Below are 18,100 nucleotides of genomic sequence, written 5' to 3'. Positions count from 1 at the left end.
TCCAATGAATATATTGATCTTTAATACATTTTATTACCCAAAGCAGGTCGGGGGAGCGGAAGTATGTGTTCAGCTTATGGCTGAAAGGTTAGCTAAACAGGGGAATAGGGTTTTTGTAATTACAAGCGGCAGCAGTACTTCTGTAGCACGCCTTCATGGAGTGGCCGTCATCCGAATAAAGCAAAGAAACGTATTTTCTACTTACAGCAATTCGAAAAGTCCTGGCTGGCTGAAAAGTATATGGCATCTTCTTGATTCCTGTAACCCCTTGAATTATTTCCTGATTTCCGGTCTTTTGAAAAGGATCAAACCTGATGTCGTGCATACCAATAATATCCAGGGCTTTTCACCTTTTATCTGGGCGATCGTGAAAAAGCAGCAATTGCCTCTGGTCCATACGTTCCGGGATTACTATATGCTGTGTCACAGAACGACCCTTTATCACAATGAGCGAAAATGTACCGATTTATGCTGGCAGTGTAAGATAACGCACGGTATCAAGAAGAATTTCGCCGGATATCCTGATTGTTATGTGGGTGTAAGCAATTTTATTTTAGAGAAACATGCTGCCTATTTGCCCATGCGCCGGCAGCGAACCCAGGTGATATATGACGTGGTTGAGATGCCGCCGGAAATCCCCGCTAAAAATACCGGGGGAGAAGAAGTCATATTTGGATTTATAGGCAGGGTCTCAAAAGCTAAAGGAGCGGAGTACCTCGCAAAAGAGCTTGCAAATATAAAAGAGGAGTTTCGATCCGGCTTTAAATTGGTTTTCGCGGGCAAGGGAGATGAAACGTTTGTCCGTAGCCTGCGAGACAAACTAGACGGGATCAAGGTTGAATTTCCCGGATTTGTAGAATCAGACGGATTCTACAGGCAGATTGACGTGTTAATAGTACCATCGCTATGGAGTGAACCCTTTGGCAGAATTGTCATCGAATCATTGTCTCACTCCGTACCAGTGTGCATTGCCCGCTCAGGGGGGCTTGAAGAACTTCATCATCCTCTGTGTACCTGGTCTTTCGCTCCGCGTGAGGGTGAACTGAGCAAGCTTATTGAACATATTTTATTAAATAAAGGGGAAATATCGGCTAAGGGCGAGTTTTGCAGAAAACATGCCAGCCGATTTTCCCCGGAACACCATGATCAGGAATACCTTGATACGTATACTGACTTAAATTCAGGGCCAGCTTATACGCTTGCCACGTGAACGGTATTAGTTGCTCTCTATAAGTTTTTTTGCTGTTAACTTATAAGCATACTGGGTGTAAGGGCTCATCCATTTCAGGATACCGTAATTGCTCTCCAGGATGTGGTCTTTATTGGGTTGATCAAAAAGCTGGAATACAATGGCCGTTTTTACCTGAGGATGATTTTTGCACCTGGCAACGAACTGGCTGATGAATTCATATTGTTTTTCTTCGATATCGGCGACCGGCTCATATCGTTGACCGATTTCAGTAAACCAGATTGGTTTATCAAACTCTTTTGCAAGTTTTTGGATTATATCATCTATACCAAAATCTCTCTTGGCAACCTCATCCATTTCAGAATACCAATGGTAAGCTATAATATCAAAGTCGATTCCGTGGTCTTCAAGCATCTTGAGGTAACCGTAATGCAGCCAGGTGGAATTGATCATTGTTTTGGCATCAGGATCCTGGGATTTAATACCGTTGTTCATTCCTTTCAGGTACGCTGCGATTGTTTTAAATCTTTTGATGTTGTAACTGCGGGGAGTTTTACCGGCTGAGCCAGGTATCAGACACTTCAGATTCAGTTCATTTCCAAGTTCATAATAAGTGAAGATGTCCTTGTATTGCCGGGCGAAATTTTTTCCCACCTTTAGGCCTCTCATATATGATTCGGTATTGCTTACTGAAAAATCAAGATTCTTATGATAAAGCATCGGCAGCAAGGTGATGCCTGCTTCCTTTGCGGCTTTTACAAATGGATTAAATCTCCAGGGAACGGTTGTTTTGCCATCCGACATTGTTTGGATCTGGAACTTATATACATTCATCCCCATACGTTTAAGTAAAGCCATCTGTTCTGTGTAGGGAACATTGTAATATGCCGGCGAGCCCAGGGCGGTTCCGGCTACGCCAAAACGATATCCCGAGGCGCTTTTCGTTTCGGGAACCAGGTTGTCTTCCGCGGCAACCGAAAGGTCTTCAGGAACAACATCTTCGGAACAAGATGAAAAAGTGAAAAATAGTGCTGCGGCCAGGACGCAGTTGGAGATTAAGATTTTAACCTTCATGTTTCTTTTGATTACGATTTAGAATTTAATTTGGTTTTTGCTGTTTAAGCATTGTGAATATAACGGCAACAATCTTAAAGTGTTGTCCTGATTTATATAACCTTTCGGCGTTTTTTTGCCGGTTTAATTTACGAGGAATTTAAGTGTATTGTAACATAACTTTGACAAAAAATTTTTTTAAAATTTTTTTCATCTACCCCCTGGAATTTCCCTGTCAAATCGAAAAAATAATGGTAAAAAAGATCATAAATAAAGTGAAAGCCTTCAAAAAGCGATTGGCCCAGGATTACCTTCCCGGATTTTTTTGCCGGTCCAGACGGCTGTCCAACCTTTACTATTGTTTAATCTCTCCGGCTTTTTCAAGAGAACACCAGGCAGTACTTGCGGGGAAATCCAAACATTTCAGGGAAGCCAAAAAGCAGAAGGCTAACTATTTTTTATTAGTCCGGAATACTCACCGGATTGAGAAAGGGTTGTTAATGCGCCCGCGCAAAGCGCAGTTTGCTACCAGCTATATACATGAGACGCTTGATAGCTTTAGTAACATATGGAAGAACTGCGACAGCGAAAAGGATGCCGGTTCCCAGAATAAATGGTTTAAGGACGTGCTGAGCGAATACTTCAACGTAGTTTCCGATACGCCGCTGATAGCAGAACAGCGAAAGAAGTTTAAGATGCTTGTTAACGGGAACGATACGATTTCTTCTCAGGGAAGGTCCATTCCTTACTGCCGGGTGCCCGGTGAATATTCCCGGGTGGATTTCGAGGAGTTCTATAAGCTTACCCGGCAACGAAGATCGGTGCGCTGGTTCCTGCCAAAGCCCGTACCAAGAGAATTGATCGATAAAGCCGTACTCGCCGCCAGTCAGTCGCCCAGCGCCTGTAACAGGCAGCCGTTCGAATTCAGGATTTTTGATGACCATCAATTGGTCAGGAAGCTGGCAGATATTCCCATGGGTACCAAAGGGTACGGGCATTCCCTCCCGGTCTTTGCTGTGGTTGTCGGCAACCTGGATGCCTATGCGTCGGAACGTGACCGCCATGTAATTTATATAGACGGCGCGCTCGCATCAATGACATTTATGCTTGCGCTGGAAACGCTGGGGTTAAGCAGCTGTCCGATTAACTGGCCGGATATTGAAGAGAAAGAAGAACTAATGCAAAAAACGCTGAACCTGGGACCTTGGCAGCGGCCAATTATGTGTCTTGGGCTAGGCTACCCGGACCCGGACGGAATGGTAGCTTTTTCTGAGAAAAGAAGCCTGGATCAAATTAGAAATTATAATTAGTTAATACGAGGTCTGCTTGTCAGAATTGCTCAATACGTATGTCCGATAAAAAACTTGTAGCCTTTGGGATATTCTGGAATGGGGTCCAACTTGCCGTAAATCAATCGTTTTCTTTTATCGTAAAGCTCGTACTGGCCAAATTGCTGTTTCCCGAACAATTTGGTTTGGTTGGCATGGCAACAGTTGTCACGGGATTTATCCAGGTAATCAATGAGTTAGGCGTAGGAGCCGCATTGGTTCAGCGCAGCGAAAAGGACCTTAGATCTATACATTATCATACCGCGTTTTGGACCGGGCTGGTTTTTTCAGTCATTCTTTTCCTGATCATGTGCTTAGGAGCCGGGCCGCTCGCCGCTTCCTTTTACAATGAACCCCAATTGATCAGTATTATACCGGTACTCAGCCTTGGGATTTTATTTGGCTCTGTGAACCTGGTCAACCGGTCACAGCTCATCAGGCAGATGAACTTCAAGCGGATCGCGATGATCGACAGCATGTCGCGCCTGTGTTCCGGATGCCTGGCTCTATTGCTGGCTTTTCTCGGAGCAGGAATCTGGTCACTTGTGTTAAATTCAGTAGCTCCTGTGCTGATCGCGATCCCCTTCTATTTTAAGGCGACAGGCTGGTTGCCCAAATTAATGTGGAACAAACAGGCTTTTAAAGATATTCTTGGGTTTGGAGTATATACTACCGGCTCCAACATGCTAAGTTATATATATAACAACATCGACTACTTGCTTATTGGTAAACTGTTGAGTTCTGCGGCGCTCGGAGTTTATACGCTGGCATTTGTACTCACGGACACTTTCAGAAGCAGGATTATGGCGGTCGTTGACCGGGCGGTTTATCCGTTCTACGGAAAAAATCAACATGATTATGCGATGCTGAAGAAGTACTACCTCACTATAGTTCAGTTCAATTGCATGGTTGTTTTTCCGGTAATGATCTTCTTTTGCGTCCTGGGAGGTCCTTTTTTGCTGAACTTCTTTGGCGATAAATGGCAGGACGCCATCGCTCCGCTGCAAATTCTGTCTATTGCGGTAATGTTCAATATGATGGTAAGCGGCAACACGGCCTTGCTCCGCGGTTTGGGCCGGCCCGGCCTGGAAATGAAACTCCAGGCACTAAAGGCGGCGATATATATCCCGGTGTTGATAGCAGGTATTTGGTTTTATGGAGTCCTCGGGGCCGCGTGGGCAGTGCTGATCAATAAGCTCATTACCCTGATAATCGCACAATATGTATTCAGAAAACTTATTAATGTAAAAATAAGCTATAGCGAACTCTATTCGTCCCTGAGGCCGCCTATTGCAGCCTCGCTGGTTGCCTTCATGGCAGCCTATACAGCCAGCTTCGCCGGGCTCCATTTCCTGTTTGCCGGTATATTTCTGTTCCTGAGTTATTTTCTAACAATATGGGCTTTCATGGGAGCCGAACTGAAGTTGCTTATAAAAAAGATCATACCGGCTTAAAAAATTAAATGCGAACAACTTATGATAATAGAGTTAAGAGGCGTTGAATTTGTCAACAAAGGAGCGGAATTGATGCTCCATGCGATTATGGAGCAAATCGCGGACAAGGTACCGGATGCCATTTTTGTAATGGACCGGGGCGCGCGTTCTCCCGTGAAAAAGCTGAAACAGCATAATATCTACGTTAAGCTAAACGGCCGCAGGTATTCCAAACTGGGACAGTATCTGCCCAAACCGCTGCGCCGGCGAATGGGATATATCCTGGACAAAGAGATTGGTATTGTAATGGATGGGTCAGGTTTTGCATTTGGCGATCAGTGGGGCGCTCCCTACGCGGAAAGGAGGCTTGGTTCCAACATTATCAAATGGAAAAAGCAAGGTAAAAAGATCATTTTGCTACCCCAGGCCTTCGGGCCTTTTAAAGAGCCGGGGTTAAGGGAAATAATGAACAAGATCCTCTTCCATGCAGATCTTGTTTTTGCCAGGGAGCAGCAGTCTTATGAATACCTGAGGGATGTTTCCCCGGCTGCTCAATTTTTGCTTGCACCGGATTTTACAAATCTCATAAAAGGCAATTTGCCGACCGGATTTAATCCCGAAAAGCATCGGGTGGCCATTATTCCTAATTATAAAATGATTGAACAGGCCGATGACAATAATCAGAACGCCTATTTTGACTTTCTTTTGACGGCCGCTCGTGAGGTTTCCGCGTTGGGCCTGCACCCTTATTTTTTAATCCATGAAGGAAACCATGATGCGGAGATAGCCGAAAAGGTGAACCGGGAACTGGAAAAGCCGCTGGCCATTATTACCAACGAAAACCCGGTGATGATTAAAGGAATGATTGCGAGTGCCTATTTTATTATTTGCTCAAGATTCCATGGAACGGTGAGCGCTCTGTCTCAGGCAGTCCCCTGCCTTGTTACAAGTTGGTCGCATAAATATGAAATGCTGCTAAGCGAGTATGAATATGAAGAAGGCCTTATTCGTGATCTCGGAGATCACACGCATACGAAAAAACTGATCCACAAAATAGCTGACCCGGATACTAACAAGGCGATCTCACAAAAACTGGCGCTATCCAGCAACATACAAAAAGAACGGTCCTTGGAAATGTGGGAAGCAGTATTTAAGGTCATAAATAAATAACAATGATCTCAATTATAATTCCCTGCTATAATTGCGTATCCACCATAAAAAGAGCGGTAGATAGTGTCCTGAATCAGAAATATCAGCACTACGAGTTGCTCTTGGTTGACAACCGGTCGTCGGACGGGACCATTCATCTATTAAACCATTATAAAGAACGATTTCCAGAAAAGATCCGGGTCTTTCACGAATATAAGCGAGGAGCGCCTGCTGCCAGGAATAAAGGGTTGTCTGCTGCCAGGGGAGAATGGATCCAGTTCCTAGACGCAGATGACGAGCTGCATCCTGAGAAACTATCCCGCCAGCTTGATCTGGCAACGAATTCCATGGCCGGAATAGTAATCGGGAATTACATTTTGGAATGGATCAAAGGTAAGAAGCGGCTTCATCTCAAAAGACCCGCTATGAGCGATCCCTGGGAGGGATTGGTTACATCGAATCTGGGGATAACCAGTTCTAATCTTTGGAAAAAAAAAGATCTCCTTGAAGTTAACGGCTGGAATGAAAGACTAACCTCGTCCCAGGAATACGATCTGCTCTTTCGTCTGCTTAAGAACCGTTCGGAAGTGGTTTTTGACGAAGCATTTTATACAATGGTTTACCATAACAGGAATTCAACGTCGAAAAGTACTGATAAAAAGAAACTGATCCAGATTGTAAGGAATAGAATCAACCTCCGGCGGGAGATCAAGGAATACTTAATCCTGACCAAGCAGCTCACCGCGAATATGAACCGGACAATAGATACCTACATTTATTTTGAGTTAAAAAGAAATTCGCCGGAAATATTCGACTATGTAAAAGAATACCTGAAACAAAACCAACTTGAGGTTCCCTGGAATACCATGATCAAAATAAATTCCAGGATAGCATTAAGAAAGCTTCTGTACTATATACAGGGAATTTATAACAGTCCCAGCGAATGGGATCTCAGACGAAACCTTTCTTAAAAGATGAACAATATTTTTGTATCCATAATAACACCAGTCTACAATGATTGGGACCGGCTGGCTATTTGCCTCAAAGCGCTTGCAAATCAAAGCTATCCTGCTCATTTATATGAGATCATTGTGGTCAATAATAACCCGGGAATGCTGTTCCGGAAAATTTCAATATACCAGTTAACTGTCAGGTCATTACAGAAAAAAAACCTGGTTCCTATGCCGCCAGAAATAAGGGCATCCTGCTTTCCGGGGGCGAAATTCTCGGATTCACCGATTCCGACTGCATACCTGACAAAAACTGGATAAAAAATGCGGTGGAATATCTGGAAGCCAATGATCCTCACAGCAGGGTTGCCGGCAGAATTGACCTTATCTACAAGTCCGCTAAACTCACACCGGGTGAACTATATGAAAAAGTATATGCCTTTAACCAGTACCAGTATGTGAAAAAAGACGGTACAGGCGTAACGGCAAATATGTTCGCGTACCGGTATGTATTTGACAGCGTTGGTTTGTTCAATGAAGAGTTGCTGTCCGGCGGCGACTATGAATGGGGAATCAGGGCACGAAACGCCGGTTTTGATATCGGCTACGGAAACGAGGTCATTATCCGCCATCCGGCAAGATCTTCCGTCACGGAGCTGGTTAGAAAAGCGAAACGGGTGGGCGGTGGCCAGGCGCTGTTCACGTACCGGCTGTCCGGAAAGGCCATGGCTATACTTTATTTGCTGAATAACCTGCGTCCTCCGTTGAGGAGCTTCAGGATGGTTTATAAAAGAGGCCGGGATTTGTCTGTTCCGCAAAAATTAACGGTTCTCTACATTCATTATTATTTGTCTGTTGTTACTGCCTGGGAAAAATTTAAAGTGCGCCTTGGAAAGCTGCCTAACCGCGCCTGAATGATTATACTTTAACTTAATAAAATTATTTATGAAGATTGCTGTTATTGGTACCGGCTATGTAGGCCTGGTAACGGGAGCCTGTTTGGCCGAAACCGGCGCAGATGTGATATGCGTTGATGTAAATGAAATCAAAATCGAGCGCCTGAAAAAAGGGATCATCCCTATTTACGAACCCGGTCTGGATGAGATTGTCGAACGGAACTACAAAGGGGGGAGGCTTCAGTTCAGTACCAGCCTCCGGGAATCCGTTCGTGAATGCAGCGTTATTTTTATCGCCGTAGGTACTCCTCCCGGCGAAGACGGCAGCGCGGACCTGCGGCATGTTCTCCAGGTAGCCAGGGAAATAGGAGCAAGTATTACCGGGTATACGATTGTAGTGACCAAGAGTACGGTTCCAGTCGGTACTTCGGCAAAAGTGAAAGCGGCCATTCAGCTTGAGTTGGAACAACGGGATGCAGCCGTAGAATTTGAAGTTGCTTCTAACCCTGAATTCCTGAAAGAAGGTTCGGCCATCGATGATTTCCTTCGGCCCGACCGGATTGTTATCGGAACGGAGTCAGACCGGGCAAGGGAGATTCTTCAAAAGCTCTATCATCCTTTTGTCCTTAACGGACATCCCTTGTTATTCATGGATATTCCCTCAGCTGAACTGACCAAGTATGCCGCCAATTCGATGCTGGCTACCAAAATATCTTTTATGAACGACATTGCAAATCTCTGCGAATTGCTGGGAGCCGATGTAGATGCCGTACGAAAAGGTATCGGTTCCGATCCCCGGATTGGCACACGTTTTATTTACCCGGGTATTGGTTATGGCGGTTCCTGTTTTCCAAAAGACGTAAAAGCGCTGATAGGTACAGCCAGGGAAAACAATTATGAGCTGCGGATACTGCAATCTGTGGACGCGGTAAATGACGATCAAAAGCATGTAATGTTCGCAAAGATCAGACGGCATTTCGGGGGTGAACTGGCTGGGAAGACCATTGCCGTCTGGGGGATAGCCTTTAAACCCAATACGGATGATATACGCGAGGCGCCTGCCCTGGTGCTGATCGAGTCACTGCTGGCGGCCGGGGCCAATGTCCAGGTTTACGACCCCGTAGCAATGACGGAGGCCAGGTACGTGCTGAGTGAAAACGTGCTGTTTGCCAGCAGCGCCCTGGATGCGGTAAAGGGAGCCCATGCCCTGGCGCTGGTTACAGAATGGTCTGAGTTCCGTCTGCCCGACTGGAAGAAAATGCATGACCTTATGCTTAACCATGTGGTCTTCGATGGCCGCAATATTTATAACCCTGCTGAACTTCAGGAGATAGGATATGCCTACCACTGTATCGGAAGGATGTCTTCGGTTGAAAAACTGGAACCCGAAGTTTAGGTTAAATCAAATATTCATGAAAACTCGTTTCCTGTACCTGATTTATTTTATTCTCGGGGCCATTGACCTGGTTATTATTAACCTGGCATTTTATTTCTCTTTCCTGCTGGCGGGGGAAGGACAGGGCTTGCCTGGAAATTACGAGAGCCACCTTGTCGTTTCTAACCTCCTTTGGTTTTTATCGGCGGGCCTGAACCGGCTCTATGCAGGACGTGAAACAGGAAGGCTTGTATTTATCTATCGGGCCACCCTTCGAAGCTACCTTCTGCATATGGTGTTTTTCGTTTTCTATATCGTCTTTTTTAAACAAGTGGATATTTCGCGGCATTTTCTCGTACTCTTCTACGTGTTTATCGCACTTGGGTTTCTCATCAGCCGCTTTGGCGAAGTAATGACCGAATCAGTTATCAGGCGATATTTTAACATCAGGAAGCCGGTCGCCATTCTCGGGAGAAATAATATGGGATTAAGGCTGGCTACTTATTTCGAAAAGATGGAAGACAGGGTAGCTTTTGAAGGGTTTCTGAATGAGGGGAACAGCCTGTACGTGGATGAAAACGGGAAAGTACTCCCTTCGGCAACGGAACAGATCCGGGTCGCTGCCAGCCAGGGGGTAAAGGAAGTGTATGTATCCCTGACCCCTGATCGCATCTCGGAGATCGGCCACCTGCTTAAGGAAGCAGAAAATCAATGCGTAAGGCTAAAGTTTGTTCCGGACTTCACCGGGTCGCTGGTAGCTCCCTTTACCCTGAGTTACATGGGGGATTTTCCCGTGATCAGTTTACGAAAGGAACCCCTTGAAGAAATTCAAAACAGGTTTAAAAAGCGGGTTTTTGACATTGTTTTCAGCTTACTGGTGATTGTATTTATTTTCAGCTGGCTGTTCCCCATTATTGCCATCCTGATCAAATTGGAAAGCCGTGGCCCTGTATTGTTCAAGCAATACCGGAGCGGGCGGGACAATAAGCCTTTCCTGTGCTATAAATTCCGGAGTATGCGCACCGGCCCGGAAGGTGATACCAAACAGGCAAGCAAGGGGGATTCCCGCATTACCGCCGTTGGAAGTTTCCTGAGAAAGACCAGCCTGGATGAATTACCTCAATTCTTTAATGTGCTGCTTGGAAATATGAGCGTGGTAGGACCGCGTCCGCATCCCTTATGGCTTACCGAACAATATAGTTCCATTATCAATCAGTACATGGTCCGTCATTTTCTAAAGGCAGGCATTACCGGCTGGGCACAGGTGAATGGCTTCAGAGGAGAAACGAAAGATTCTGTTTTAATGGAACGAAGGGTGGAACATGATATCTGGTATCTGGAGAACTGGTCGGCCATGCTGGATGTGAAGATCATTTTTATGACCATTATTAACATGCTGAAAGGCGATGAAAATGCTTATTAATAAAAATGCTTCCGCGGAAAAGGAAGTGGTTCGCATTCACTGGGAACGGGATGCGGAAACATTTAATCTCCTGTCGCTTCAGACCGGGGAAGAACTGACAGCCCATCCTGCGTTTTCGCTTCCGGTTTTCCGGGATAGTGACGCCTGGTACCGGAGAATGCTTCCCGGCGACGCAGGAAAGGAATTGGGGCTGCTGAAAGAAGTATATACAAAAGGAAAAGGCAAGATCCGTTACTCGATGCTGGGCCTTGATGGCAGTGAATGGCTCGTCACCGAATCGATGGAATTAAAAGTACCCAGGGGGAGGGAAAGGGTATTATACAAGGGAAGTGGATTTGTGAAAAAAAGTAAAAGTTATGTTGGAAGCGCTGATAAAAGCTTTTAAAGCCAAAAACAATGTGTCTGCCAGGATAAAAGCCAGGCATAGTCTATTTTGGAACAGCCCCGATGTGGAAGTGGTTAAGGATGCCATTATGCATGCCAATGATCCCATTGAACATTGGAAAGATTGTATTAACTGGCAGCGGAAGCTTAGCAATAAGTATAATGCCAGGGAATTTGCAAAAATGCACGGCTGCCGGGTGGCGGAGTTGTATTGGAAAGGCCGCGACGTGGAAGCCATTGATTTTGACAGCCTGCCCCCGGAGTTTGTGATCCGGCCCACCTTCGGTCACTCCTGCAATATGGTCTTCCTTATGAAGAATGGTGTGAATTTGCTTGACAAGCGGGCCTACTCGCGGGAGGACCTCGTTATTTTTTTAAAAAAGGCGGTAACGGGGAATAAACGTTTGGAGTTTCTTATTGAGGAATTTGTACGCAATGAAAACGGCGAATATGGCATTCCCAATGACTATAAATTTCTGATGTTTAATGGGGAAATAGCGAGTATAGTGCTTATTAACCGGTTGGGCGCGAAGGAAGGTTATCAGGACTTTTACGACGAGAACTGGAGTAAAATGGATGAGCTGACGGTAATTTATCCAAACGAGGGATACCGGGAGCCTCCTGCCTGCCTGAATGAAATGATTGACGCAGCAAGAAGGTTAAGTAAAGCCTACGGGATATTTGTGCGCATAGACTTTTATGCAACCGACAAAGGAGCCGTCTTTGGCGAGTTTACCCCCACACCTTCGGGAGGTAACGGGTTTACACCTTATGGCGACGAGTTGCTAACCTATTATTGGGACACCTATTGCAACGGCCTGGTATAAGTCCTTGCCGGATTTTTTCATTACCTTACACCGGGAGAGCTCGTAGAACCAATGTTTTACGGGCTTTTTTTATTTGGCGAATAATTTTGGCGATTTCGCTGACAGTAGCTATTTTTCAGCAATGCATATTTTTCGCCGGTTAATTCTTTTTCTGAGCAGCCGCCATATTAGTTACGGCCTGCGCATGACCCTCGGGGTGACGGTACCCGCCGCCGTACTGGCCGGCTATGATATGTTCCTGCCCGGCATCACAGCTTCCCTGGGGGCGCTGTGCGTGGGTATTGCAGATGTTCCCGGGACATTATCGCGGAAGCGTAACGGGATGCTAATAGGCGGGCTTCTCGTATTCCTGGTTTCGTTTCTTACCGGGATCTGCACGAGTTCCACCTTTCTTTTATTCGGACTCATCATCCTGCTTTGCTTCGTGTTCTCCATGTTTTCTATTTATGGGGGCGGGCTTCCAATATCGGCACCGCCTGCCTGCTGGCGATGGTCTTTTCCGTAGAAGGGGTGAGGGATTTTTCGCAATCGCTTGAATATGCAGGGTTTATGCTGGCCGGCGGCATTTGGTATTTCTTGCTTTCAGTCGTACTCTGGCAGATAAGGCCTTACTTTTCGGCGCGCCAGGGTTTGGCGGACTGCCTGCTTGAAACGGCTGAATATATGCGTATAAAGGCGGCCTTTTACCAGAATAATCCTGATTTTGATAAAAATTTCAGAAAACTGGTAGATATTCAGATACAAATTAATGAAAAGCAGGAAGAAGTAAGGGAATTACTGCTTAAACGACGTTCCGCGATCCAGGGAAGCAATAGCGTAAGCCGTTCGCTGGTGATGATCTTCATTGAATCGGTGGATCTGCTTGAACAGGTAATGGCTTCCCATATTGATTACCGGCTGCTGCATGCCCGCTTTGAAAAAACAGGTATCCTCCTGCAATACCGGGAGCTTATTATTCATATGGCCAACGAGCTGGAAGATATTGCCGCCGCTGTGCTGAGCGCTTCCCGCTCCTACCCCAGGTTAAACCTGGGGAAGGAAATTGAAGCGGTTCGCCATGAAGTTGACGACCTGAAAGAAGAAATGCTCAACAGCGATACCATTGACGAATTCATTGCCCTCAAAAATATCCTGAGAAATGCGGCCGCCATTTCCGGCAAAATAAGGATGCTTCATCATTACACGCATCCCGACCGGAAGGAAGCGCGTTCCCCGCTCGGGAAGGATGTGGAACTGACCCGCTTTACCTCTCATCAGCGCTATGACTTCGGTATATTCAGGAGTAATCTGACTTTTGACTCCAGCTCATTCCGTCATTCCCTGAGAGTAACGCTGGCCGCGGTAAGCGGTTATCTTGTTTCCCTGATGATGGCGCAAGACCATAGTTACTGGATACTGATGACGGTGATCATCATCATGAAGCCCGCCTTTGGTTCTACCAAAAAGAGGATTTACGAACGTCTTTTGGGGACTGTTCTGGGCGGGCTTGCCGGGGTGGGCATCCTGGTCTTTGTGAGCCAGACAAGCATCCTGCTGATCATCCTCCTGCTTTTCATCTTCCTGGCTTTTACCTTTATTAATTATAATTACCGGCTCGCGGTAGTCTTTATTACGCCTTATGTGCTGATCCTCTTCCAGCTGCTGGACCCCGGGAACTTTGAAGTGGTCAGGGAACGGGTAATTGATACGATCATAGGCGGCGGGATTGCTTTTATTGCCAGCTATGTATTATGGCCCAGCTGGGAATACCTGCAGCTTAAAACCTACCTGCTTGACATTCTTGAGGCTAACAGGGAATATTTTAAACAGGTTGCCCGTGCATACGCCGGCGAACCCCTCATACGGACAGAATACAAGCTGGCAAGAAAGCAGGTACATGTTAGTACAGCTAATATTGCTTCGGCCTTGCAGCGAATGCTTTCGGAACCGAAAAGCAAGCATAAGAATGCCTCGGAAATCTATTCCTTTGTCGTGCTTAATCATACGCTTTCTTCCCATATTGCCACACTTGTTGTCCTTTTAAATCGCAAACCGGAACAATTCGAACAAAAGGGATTTGCGGTTGTTATTGAGAAAATACTTGGGTTGCTGGAACAGGCGGGAACGAATCTGAAAGAAGAAGAAACTGAAAGTATCGCAATCGAATTACCGGAAGAATTCCGCTTGCTGGACCAGAAGCTGCACCTGTTGGCCGAAGAACGAATGAATGAGGTCCGGGCAGGGGAGCAGGCAAGCAAAACGCAGGAAGAACTTTCACTGCTTCAGTCATTATTCGATACTTTCAAGAATATCCTTACAATTTCAGCCGAAATCTCTAAGCACTCGCAAAAAATCCGCGTTTAAAGGCGTCTTAGCTTTTAAAATCACGGCAAAAACTATAAATTTGGCACACAGCAGAAAGAACTATGTCAGAAAATGCAGAATTGAAAGTCGGAGAGAAAGTTTTTACTCTTCCCATTATTACCGGTAGCGAAAACGAACAAGCAATTGATATTTCAAAGTTAAGAGCGGAGAGCGGGCTGATCACTATTGATCCGGGATACAAGAATACAGGTTCTACCCAGAGCGCCATCACTTTTCTTGACGGAGAAAAAGGAGTTCTGCGTTATCGCGGCTATCCGATTGAACAATTAGCCGAAAAATCTTCTTTTCTTGAGGTAGTCTATTTGCTGATCTACGGGGAGGCTCCCAACCGGCAGGAAATTCAGCAGTTCCAGGATAAAATAAATCATCATACCCTCATTCACGAGGATATGAAGAAGTTTTTTGACGGATATCCTTCCAAATCCCACCCCATGGGCCAGCTGGCGGCCCTGGTATGCTCGCTTTCAACATTTTATCCGGAGTCTCTGGAGCCGGATATGAACGAAGAGGAAGTGGACCAGACGATTATAAAGCTGTTGGCCAAAATGCCGACCATCGTTTCCTGGATCTATAAAAAATCGATGGGGCATCCGTATATGTATCCCAAGAACAAGCTGGACTACGTATCGAACTTTCTCTATACGACATTCGGTCACCGGACCGAAGAGTACGAGATCGACCCGGTAGTGGTAAATGCAATGAATAAGCTTCTTATCCTGCATGCCGACCATGAGCAGAATTGCTCAACTTCGACGGTACGGATCGTAGGATCTTCCAATTCGAATTTGTTTGCTTCCGTGTCTGCCGGAATTGCCGCTTTATGGGGCCCGCTGCACGGCGGCGCCAACCAGGCAGTAATTGAAATGCTGGAGGTGATCCGCAAGGACGGCGGCGATGTGGATAAATGGGTTGAAAAGGCAAAAAGCAAAACGGATAGCTTCCGTCTCATGGGCTTTGGCCACCGGGTGTACAAGAATTTTGATCCCCGGGCAAAGATCATTAAAAAAGCATGCGACGATATTCTTGACAAACTGGGCATTGATGACCCCGTCCTTGACATTGCCAAGCGCCTTGAAAAAGCTGCGCTGGAAGACAGTTATTTCGTAGACCGGAAATTATACCCGAACGTGGACTTCTACTCCGGGATTATTTACCGTGCCCTGGGCTTCCCAACGGAAATGTTTACCGTTCTGTTTGCGCTTGGCCGGCTTCCGGGCTGGATAGCGCAATGGAAGGAAATGAGGGAGAATAAAGAACCTATCGGCCGGCCGAGACAGGTTTATGTAGGTTCCGGCGCCAGGGACTTCAAAGAAATTTCAGAATAAACAATGATCGCGATATTAGAGGGGGTTAGTTAGACCCCCTTCTTTTTGAAAGCTCATCGCGGATGCGCGCGGCGCGCTCATAGGCTTCTTCAGTAAGCGCTTCCTTCAGTTGTTTTTTAAGTTCATCATCACTCAGCTGGGAAAGATTGGCTTTGCTTCCGGTTGACGCGCCTGCTTCCGCCGGTTCTTCCTGTCCTTCCATTTTCCCCAGGAAAACAAAATCATTTCCTTCTACAACAATCCCGGCCGTTGCCAGAATGAATTCGTAGGTGTAAATGGGGCAGTCAAAACGAACTGCCAGGGCAATGGCATCCGAAGTGCGGGCGTCAATTTCAACTTGTTGCCGGCTTCCTCCCATGCAGATTAGTTTCGCATAGAAAATCCCGTCCACCAGGTTATAAATGATCACTTCCTGGATCTGTATGCTGAAGGACTGAGCAAAGGATTTGAACAAGTCATGAGTGAGGGGGCGGGTAGGGGTCATCTTTTCAATCTCGATGGCAATGGCCTGGGCCTCGAAACCACCGATGATTATGGGCAGCCTTCGCCGCCCGTTCATTTCCCCTAAAACCAGTGCGTAGGCACCTGACTGGGTTTGACTATAGGATAATCCTACAATATCTAACCGGATCTTCTTCATTTTTCTCTTATCGGACAAGTCAACCCCTTTCTTTAAGGGCTTCAATTAGTTTTGGGATTACCTCGAAGGCATCTCCTGCGATCCCGTAATCAGCCGCCTTGAAAAAAGGCGCTTCCGGATCTTTATTAATAACCGCAATTACCCTGGATGAGCTTACTCCCGCCAGGTGCTGTATAGCGCCGGATATACCTATAGCTATGTAAAGATTGGGTGCAATTGTGATGCCGGTTTGTCCCACGTGTTCGGAATGGGGTCTCCATCCGGCATCCGAAACTGGTTTGGAACAGGCCGTTGCCGCACCAAGCAGTTCCGCAAGTTCTTCCAGCATTCCCCAGTTTTCAGGCCCTTTCATCCCGCGCCCGCCGGAAACCACGATCTCTGCGCCCGGCAAGGAGACCTTCCCTGATTCCCGCATCACTTGCTTTACCCGGACGCCCGGCGCGCTTGCTTCGGCTGCCCCGAACGCAAGTATCTCCGCTTTTTCCTCCCGCGGCACCAGTTTATACGCATTCGGTGAAAGGGTCAGGATTATTTTGTCAGCCCCGGTAGTTACGGTGGCAAAGGCTTTTCCCGAAAAGGCATTTCTTTTGACGGTCAGCTGTGTCTCTTTGATCGCTGGTAATTCCGTTACATCGGGGATCAGGGCGGCGTTAAGTTTCACAGCCAGGCGGGGGGCAATGCCCTTTCCTGAAAAAGAACCCGGGAGAATGAGGATACGGACATCTTCCGCTGCAGCAGCATTGGCAATTACCGCCGCATAAGCTGCGCTGTCAAATGCGTTCAGGGTTTCCCCGGTTGCCCTGAGTATTTTGGAAGCCCCGTATTTTCCCAGCGTTTGCAGGCTATCGTCCCGAACACCGCCTATAGAGACGACCGTCAGGGATGTTCCCGTCAGCAGGGCGATTTCCTTAGCATAGGAAATTATTTCAAAAGAAGACTTTTGAAATTGCCCGTCTATATGTTCAATATAAGCTAAAACTGCCATGGGGCTTAAATTACTTTTGCTTCTTCGTGCAGCAGATCGATCAGCTTTCCTGCATCCGCCGCATCGATCATTTTTACGCTGCCACGGGGAGGAGGGACCTCGAAAGACAAGATACGTTGAAGCTGGGGTGCATCTTCAGCCTCGACCGTTTTCAAAGGTTTTGTACGGGCAGTCATGATGCCCCGCATACTGGGTATTCTGGGTTCGGCAACTCCTTCGCTGCAGCTGGCGACAAAGGGGAGGGCTGTTTCCACAATCTCTTTTCCGCCTTCTATTTCTCTTTCAAGTAATGCCTTATTCTCTTCCAGGTCTATTTTTTTTACAATGGAAACAGAAGGAATGTTCAGTCTTTCGCCGATCATGGCGCCCACCTGCCCCCCGTTATAATCAATGGACTCCCGTCCGCAAAGGATCATATCAAACAATTCTTTCCCTGCGACGGATGCGATTTGCCTGGAAACAAAAAAGGCGTCCCTGGGGGCCGCGTTCACCCGGATAGCCTCATCGGCTCCCATTGCCAGCGCTTTCCGTATAACAGGTTCCGCTGCGGCTGTTCCAACGTGAATAACCGTTACCGATCCTTTTCCGCCTTCGGTAAGTTCCAGGGCTCTTGCCAGCGCAATCTCATCATAGGGGTTAATAATAAACTGCACTCCGGAAGAATTGAATTCGGTATTATTATCGGTGAAAGTTATTTTTGTGGTCGTATCGGGAACAACACTGATACAAACAAGGATTTTCATATAGCGCGCACGGTTTACTCCAAAACCCAAATATAA

General features: G+C 46.6%; 18 protein-coding genes. 14 read left to right on the top strand and 4 right to left on the bottom strand.

The window, feature by feature from the left end; all coding sequences use genetic code 11:
- The first annotated feature begins 4 nt into the window (after window positions 1-4).
- Entirely contained in the window at window positions 5-1,210 is a 1,206-nt protein-coding gene (locus tag FRZ59_RS14120; RefSeq protein ID WP_132128471.1) for a glycosyltransferase, read from the top strand.
- 6 nt (window positions 1,211-1,216) lie between these two features.
- On the opposite strand, the gene FRZ59_RS14115 is transcribed toward FRZ59_RS14120, so the two are convergent.
- Window positions 1,217-2,263: a glycosyl hydrolase gene (locus FRZ59_RS14115; protein ID WP_132128470.1), complete on the bottom strand. Its 1,047-nt coding sequence runs from the start codon at window positions 2,261-2,263 to the stop codon at window positions 1,217-1,219.
- Between the two features lie 230 nt (window positions 2,264-2,493).
- Between FRZ59_RS14115 and FRZ59_RS14110 the strand changes: the two genes are divergently transcribed.
- From FRZ59_RS14110 to FRZ59_RS14050, 13 genes are all read left to right on the top strand, one after another.
- Window positions 2,494-3,552 (top strand): nitroreductase family protein, encoded by a 1,059-nt coding sequence (locus tag FRZ59_RS14110; protein WP_132128469.1) that lies wholly within the window; start codon window positions 2,494-2,496, stop codon window positions 3,550-3,552.
- A gap of 38 nt (window positions 3,553-3,590) precedes the next feature.
- Complete coding sequence (locus FRZ59_RS14105; protein ID WP_132128468.1) at window positions 3,591-5,024, top strand: lipopolysaccharide biosynthesis protein; 1,434 nt, start codon at window positions 3,591-3,593, stop codon at window positions 5,022-5,024.
- Window positions 5,025-5,045: 21 nt separating this feature from the next.
- The gene (locus FRZ59_RS14100; RefSeq protein ID WP_132128467.1) at window positions 5,046-6,173 is read left to right on the top strand and encodes a polysaccharide pyruvyl transferase family protein; all 1,128 of its coding nucleotides are present in this window, start codon (window positions 5,046-5,048) and stop codon (window positions 6,171-6,173) included.
- 2 nt (window positions 6,174-6,175) lie between these two features.
- Window positions 6,176-7,123 (top strand): glycosyltransferase family 2 protein, encoded by a 948-nt coding sequence (locus tag FRZ59_RS14095; protein ID WP_132128466.1) that lies wholly within the window; start codon window positions 6,176-6,178, stop codon window positions 7,121-7,123.
- A gap of 3 nt (window positions 7,124-7,126) precedes the next feature.
- Window positions 7,127-7,423 carry a glycosyltransferase family 2 protein gene (locus tag FRZ59_RS20020; RefSeq protein ID WP_147698345.1) on the top strand — a complete coding sequence of 99 codons (297 nt, stop codon included), beginning with the start codon at window positions 7,127-7,129 and terminating at the stop codon, window positions 7,421-7,423.
- Complete coding sequence (locus tag FRZ59_RS14085; RefSeq protein ID WP_432417399.1) at window positions 7,309-8,016, top strand: glycosyltransferase family 2 protein; 708 nt, start codon at window positions 7,309-7,311, stop codon at window positions 8,014-8,016. The genes FRZ59_RS20020 and FRZ59_RS14085 overlap by 115 nt, the downstream gene beginning before the upstream one ends.
- Window positions 8,017-8,047: 31 nt before the next feature.
- The gene (locus FRZ59_RS14080; RefSeq protein ID WP_132128464.1) at window positions 8,048-9,394 is read left to right on the top strand and encodes a UDP-glucose dehydrogenase family protein; all 1,347 of its coding nucleotides are present in this window, start codon (window positions 8,048-8,050) and stop codon (window positions 9,392-9,394) included.
- Window positions 9,395-9,410: 16 nt separating this feature from the next.
- Entirely contained in the window at window positions 9,411-10,796 is a 1,386-nt protein-coding gene (locus FRZ59_RS14075; protein ID WP_132128463.1) for an undecaprenyl-phosphate glucose phosphotransferase, read from the top strand.
- A complete protein-coding gene (locus FRZ59_RS14070; RefSeq protein ID WP_147698343.1) occupies window positions 10,780-11,181 on the top strand; it encodes a hypothetical protein in 402 nt (133 codons plus the stop codon). Before FRZ59_RS14075 ends, FRZ59_RS14070 begins: the two co-directional genes overlap by 17 nt.
- Window positions 11,153-12,007, top strand: a complete 855-nt coding sequence (locus FRZ59_RS14065; RefSeq protein ID WP_132128461.1) for an ATP-grasp fold amidoligase family protein — start codon at window positions 11,153-11,155, stop codon at window positions 12,005-12,007. Before FRZ59_RS14070 ends, FRZ59_RS14065 begins: the two co-directional genes overlap by 29 nt.
- Before the next feature lie 121 nt (window positions 12,008-12,128).
- Window positions 12,129-12,512 (top strand): hypothetical protein, encoded by a 384-nt coding sequence (locus FRZ59_RS14060; protein WP_147698342.1) that lies wholly within the window; start codon window positions 12,129-12,131, stop codon window positions 12,510-12,512.
- Entirely contained in the window at window positions 12,425-14,350 is a 1,926-nt protein-coding gene (locus FRZ59_RS14055) for an FUSC family protein (RefSeq protein WP_158640638.1), read from the top strand. The genes FRZ59_RS14060 and FRZ59_RS14055 overlap by 88 nt, the downstream gene beginning before the upstream one ends.
- 62 nt (window positions 14,351-14,412) lie before the next feature.
- Window positions 14,413-15,696: a citrate synthase gene (locus FRZ59_RS14050; RefSeq protein ID WP_132128459.1), complete on the top strand. Its 1,284-nt coding sequence runs from the start codon at window positions 14,413-14,415 to the stop codon at window positions 15,694-15,696.
- 25 nt (window positions 15,697-15,721) lie between these two features.
- On the opposite strand, the gene FRZ59_RS14045 is transcribed toward FRZ59_RS14050, so the two are convergent.
- The 3 genes from FRZ59_RS14045 to FRZ59_RS14035 are packed head-to-tail and all read right to left on the bottom strand — an operon-like array spanning window position 15,722 to window position 18,064.
- A complete protein-coding gene (locus tag FRZ59_RS14045; protein WP_132128458.1) occupies window positions 15,722-16,336 on the bottom strand; it encodes a bifunctional nuclease family protein in 615 nt (204 codons plus the stop codon).
- A gap of 19 nt (window positions 16,337-16,355) precedes the next feature.
- Window positions 16,356-17,321 (bottom strand): electron transfer flavoprotein subunit alpha/FixB family protein, encoded by a 966-nt coding sequence (locus FRZ59_RS14040; protein ID WP_132128457.1) that lies wholly within the window; start codon window positions 17,319-17,321, stop codon window positions 16,356-16,358.
- A 5-nt stretch (window positions 17,322-17,326) separates the two neighbouring features.
- Complete coding sequence (locus FRZ59_RS14035) at window positions 17,327-18,064, bottom strand: electron transfer flavoprotein subunit beta/FixA family protein (protein WP_132128456.1); 738 nt, start codon at window positions 18,062-18,064, stop codon at window positions 17,327-17,329.
- Window positions 18,065-18,100 lie beyond the last annotated feature (36 nt).

Source organism: Anseongella ginsenosidimutans (genome assembly GCF_008033235.1).
GTDB lineage: Bacteria > Bacteroidota > Bacteroidia > Sphingobacteriales > Sphingobacteriaceae > Anseongella > Anseongella ginsenosidimutans.
This window is presented reverse-complemented; position numbering and strand designations above follow the sequence as displayed.

What these genes read in the sequence shown, in the direction of transcription:
- FRZ59_RS14120 (WP_132128471.1), top strand. Translation starts at nt 5, where the DNA reads ATGAATATATTGATCTTTAATACATTTTATTACCCAAAGCAGGTCGGG.
- FRZ59_RS14115 (WP_132128470.1), bottom strand. Translation starts at nt 2,263, where the DNA reads ATGAAGGTTAAAATCTTAATCTCCAACTGCGTCCTGGCCGCAGCACTA.
- FRZ59_RS14110 (WP_132128469.1), top strand. Translation starts at nt 2,494, where the DNA reads ATGGTAAAAAAGATCATAAATAAAGTGAAAGCCTTCAAAAAGCGATTG.
- FRZ59_RS14105 (WP_132128468.1), top strand. Translation starts at nt 3,591, where the DNA reads ATGTCCGATAAAAAACTTGTAGCCTTTGGGATATTCTGGAATGGGGTC.
- FRZ59_RS14100 (WP_132128467.1), top strand. Translation starts at nt 5,046, where the DNA reads ATGATAATAGAGTTAAGAGGCGTTGAATTTGTCAACAAAGGAGCGGAA.
- FRZ59_RS14095 (WP_132128466.1), top strand. Translation starts at nt 6,176, where the DNA reads ATGATCTCAATTATAATTCCCTGCTATAATTGCGTATCCACCATAAAA.
- FRZ59_RS20020 (WP_147698345.1), top strand. Translation starts at nt 7,127, where the DNA reads ATGAACAATATTTTTGTATCCATAATAACACCAGTCTACAATGATTGG.
- FRZ59_RS14080 (WP_132128464.1), top strand. Translation starts at nt 8,048, where the DNA reads ATGAAGATTGCTGTTATTGGTACCGGCTATGTAGGCCTGGTAACGGGA.
- FRZ59_RS14075 (WP_132128463.1), top strand. Translation starts at nt 9,411, where the DNA reads ATGAAAACTCGTTTCCTGTACCTGATTTATTTTATTCTCGGGGCCATT.
- FRZ59_RS14070 (WP_147698343.1), top strand. Translation starts at nt 10,780, where the DNA reads ATGAAAATGCTTATTAATAAAAATGCTTCCGCGGAAAAGGAAGTGGTT.
- FRZ59_RS14065 (WP_132128461.1), top strand. Translation starts at nt 11,153, where the DNA reads ATGTTGGAAGCGCTGATAAAAGCTTTTAAAGCCAAAAACAATGTGTCT.
- FRZ59_RS14060 (WP_147698342.1), top strand. Translation starts at nt 12,129, where the DNA reads ATGCATATTTTTCGCCGGTTAATTCTTTTTCTGAGCAGCCGCCATATT.
- FRZ59_RS14050 (WP_132128459.1), top strand. Translation starts at nt 14,413, where the DNA reads ATGTCAGAAAATGCAGAATTGAAAGTCGGAGAGAAAGTTTTTACTCTT.
- FRZ59_RS14045 (WP_132128458.1), bottom strand. Translation starts at nt 16,336, where the DNA reads ATGAAGAAGATCCGGTTAGATATTGTAGGATTATCCTATAGTCAAACC.
- FRZ59_RS14040 (WP_132128457.1), bottom strand. Translation starts at nt 17,321, where the DNA reads ATGGCAGTTTTAGCTTATATTGAACATATAGACGGGCAATTTCAAAAG.
- FRZ59_RS14035 (WP_132128456.1), bottom strand. Translation starts at nt 18,064, where the DNA reads ATGAAAATCCTTGTTTGTATCAGTGTTGTTCCCGATACGACCACAAAA.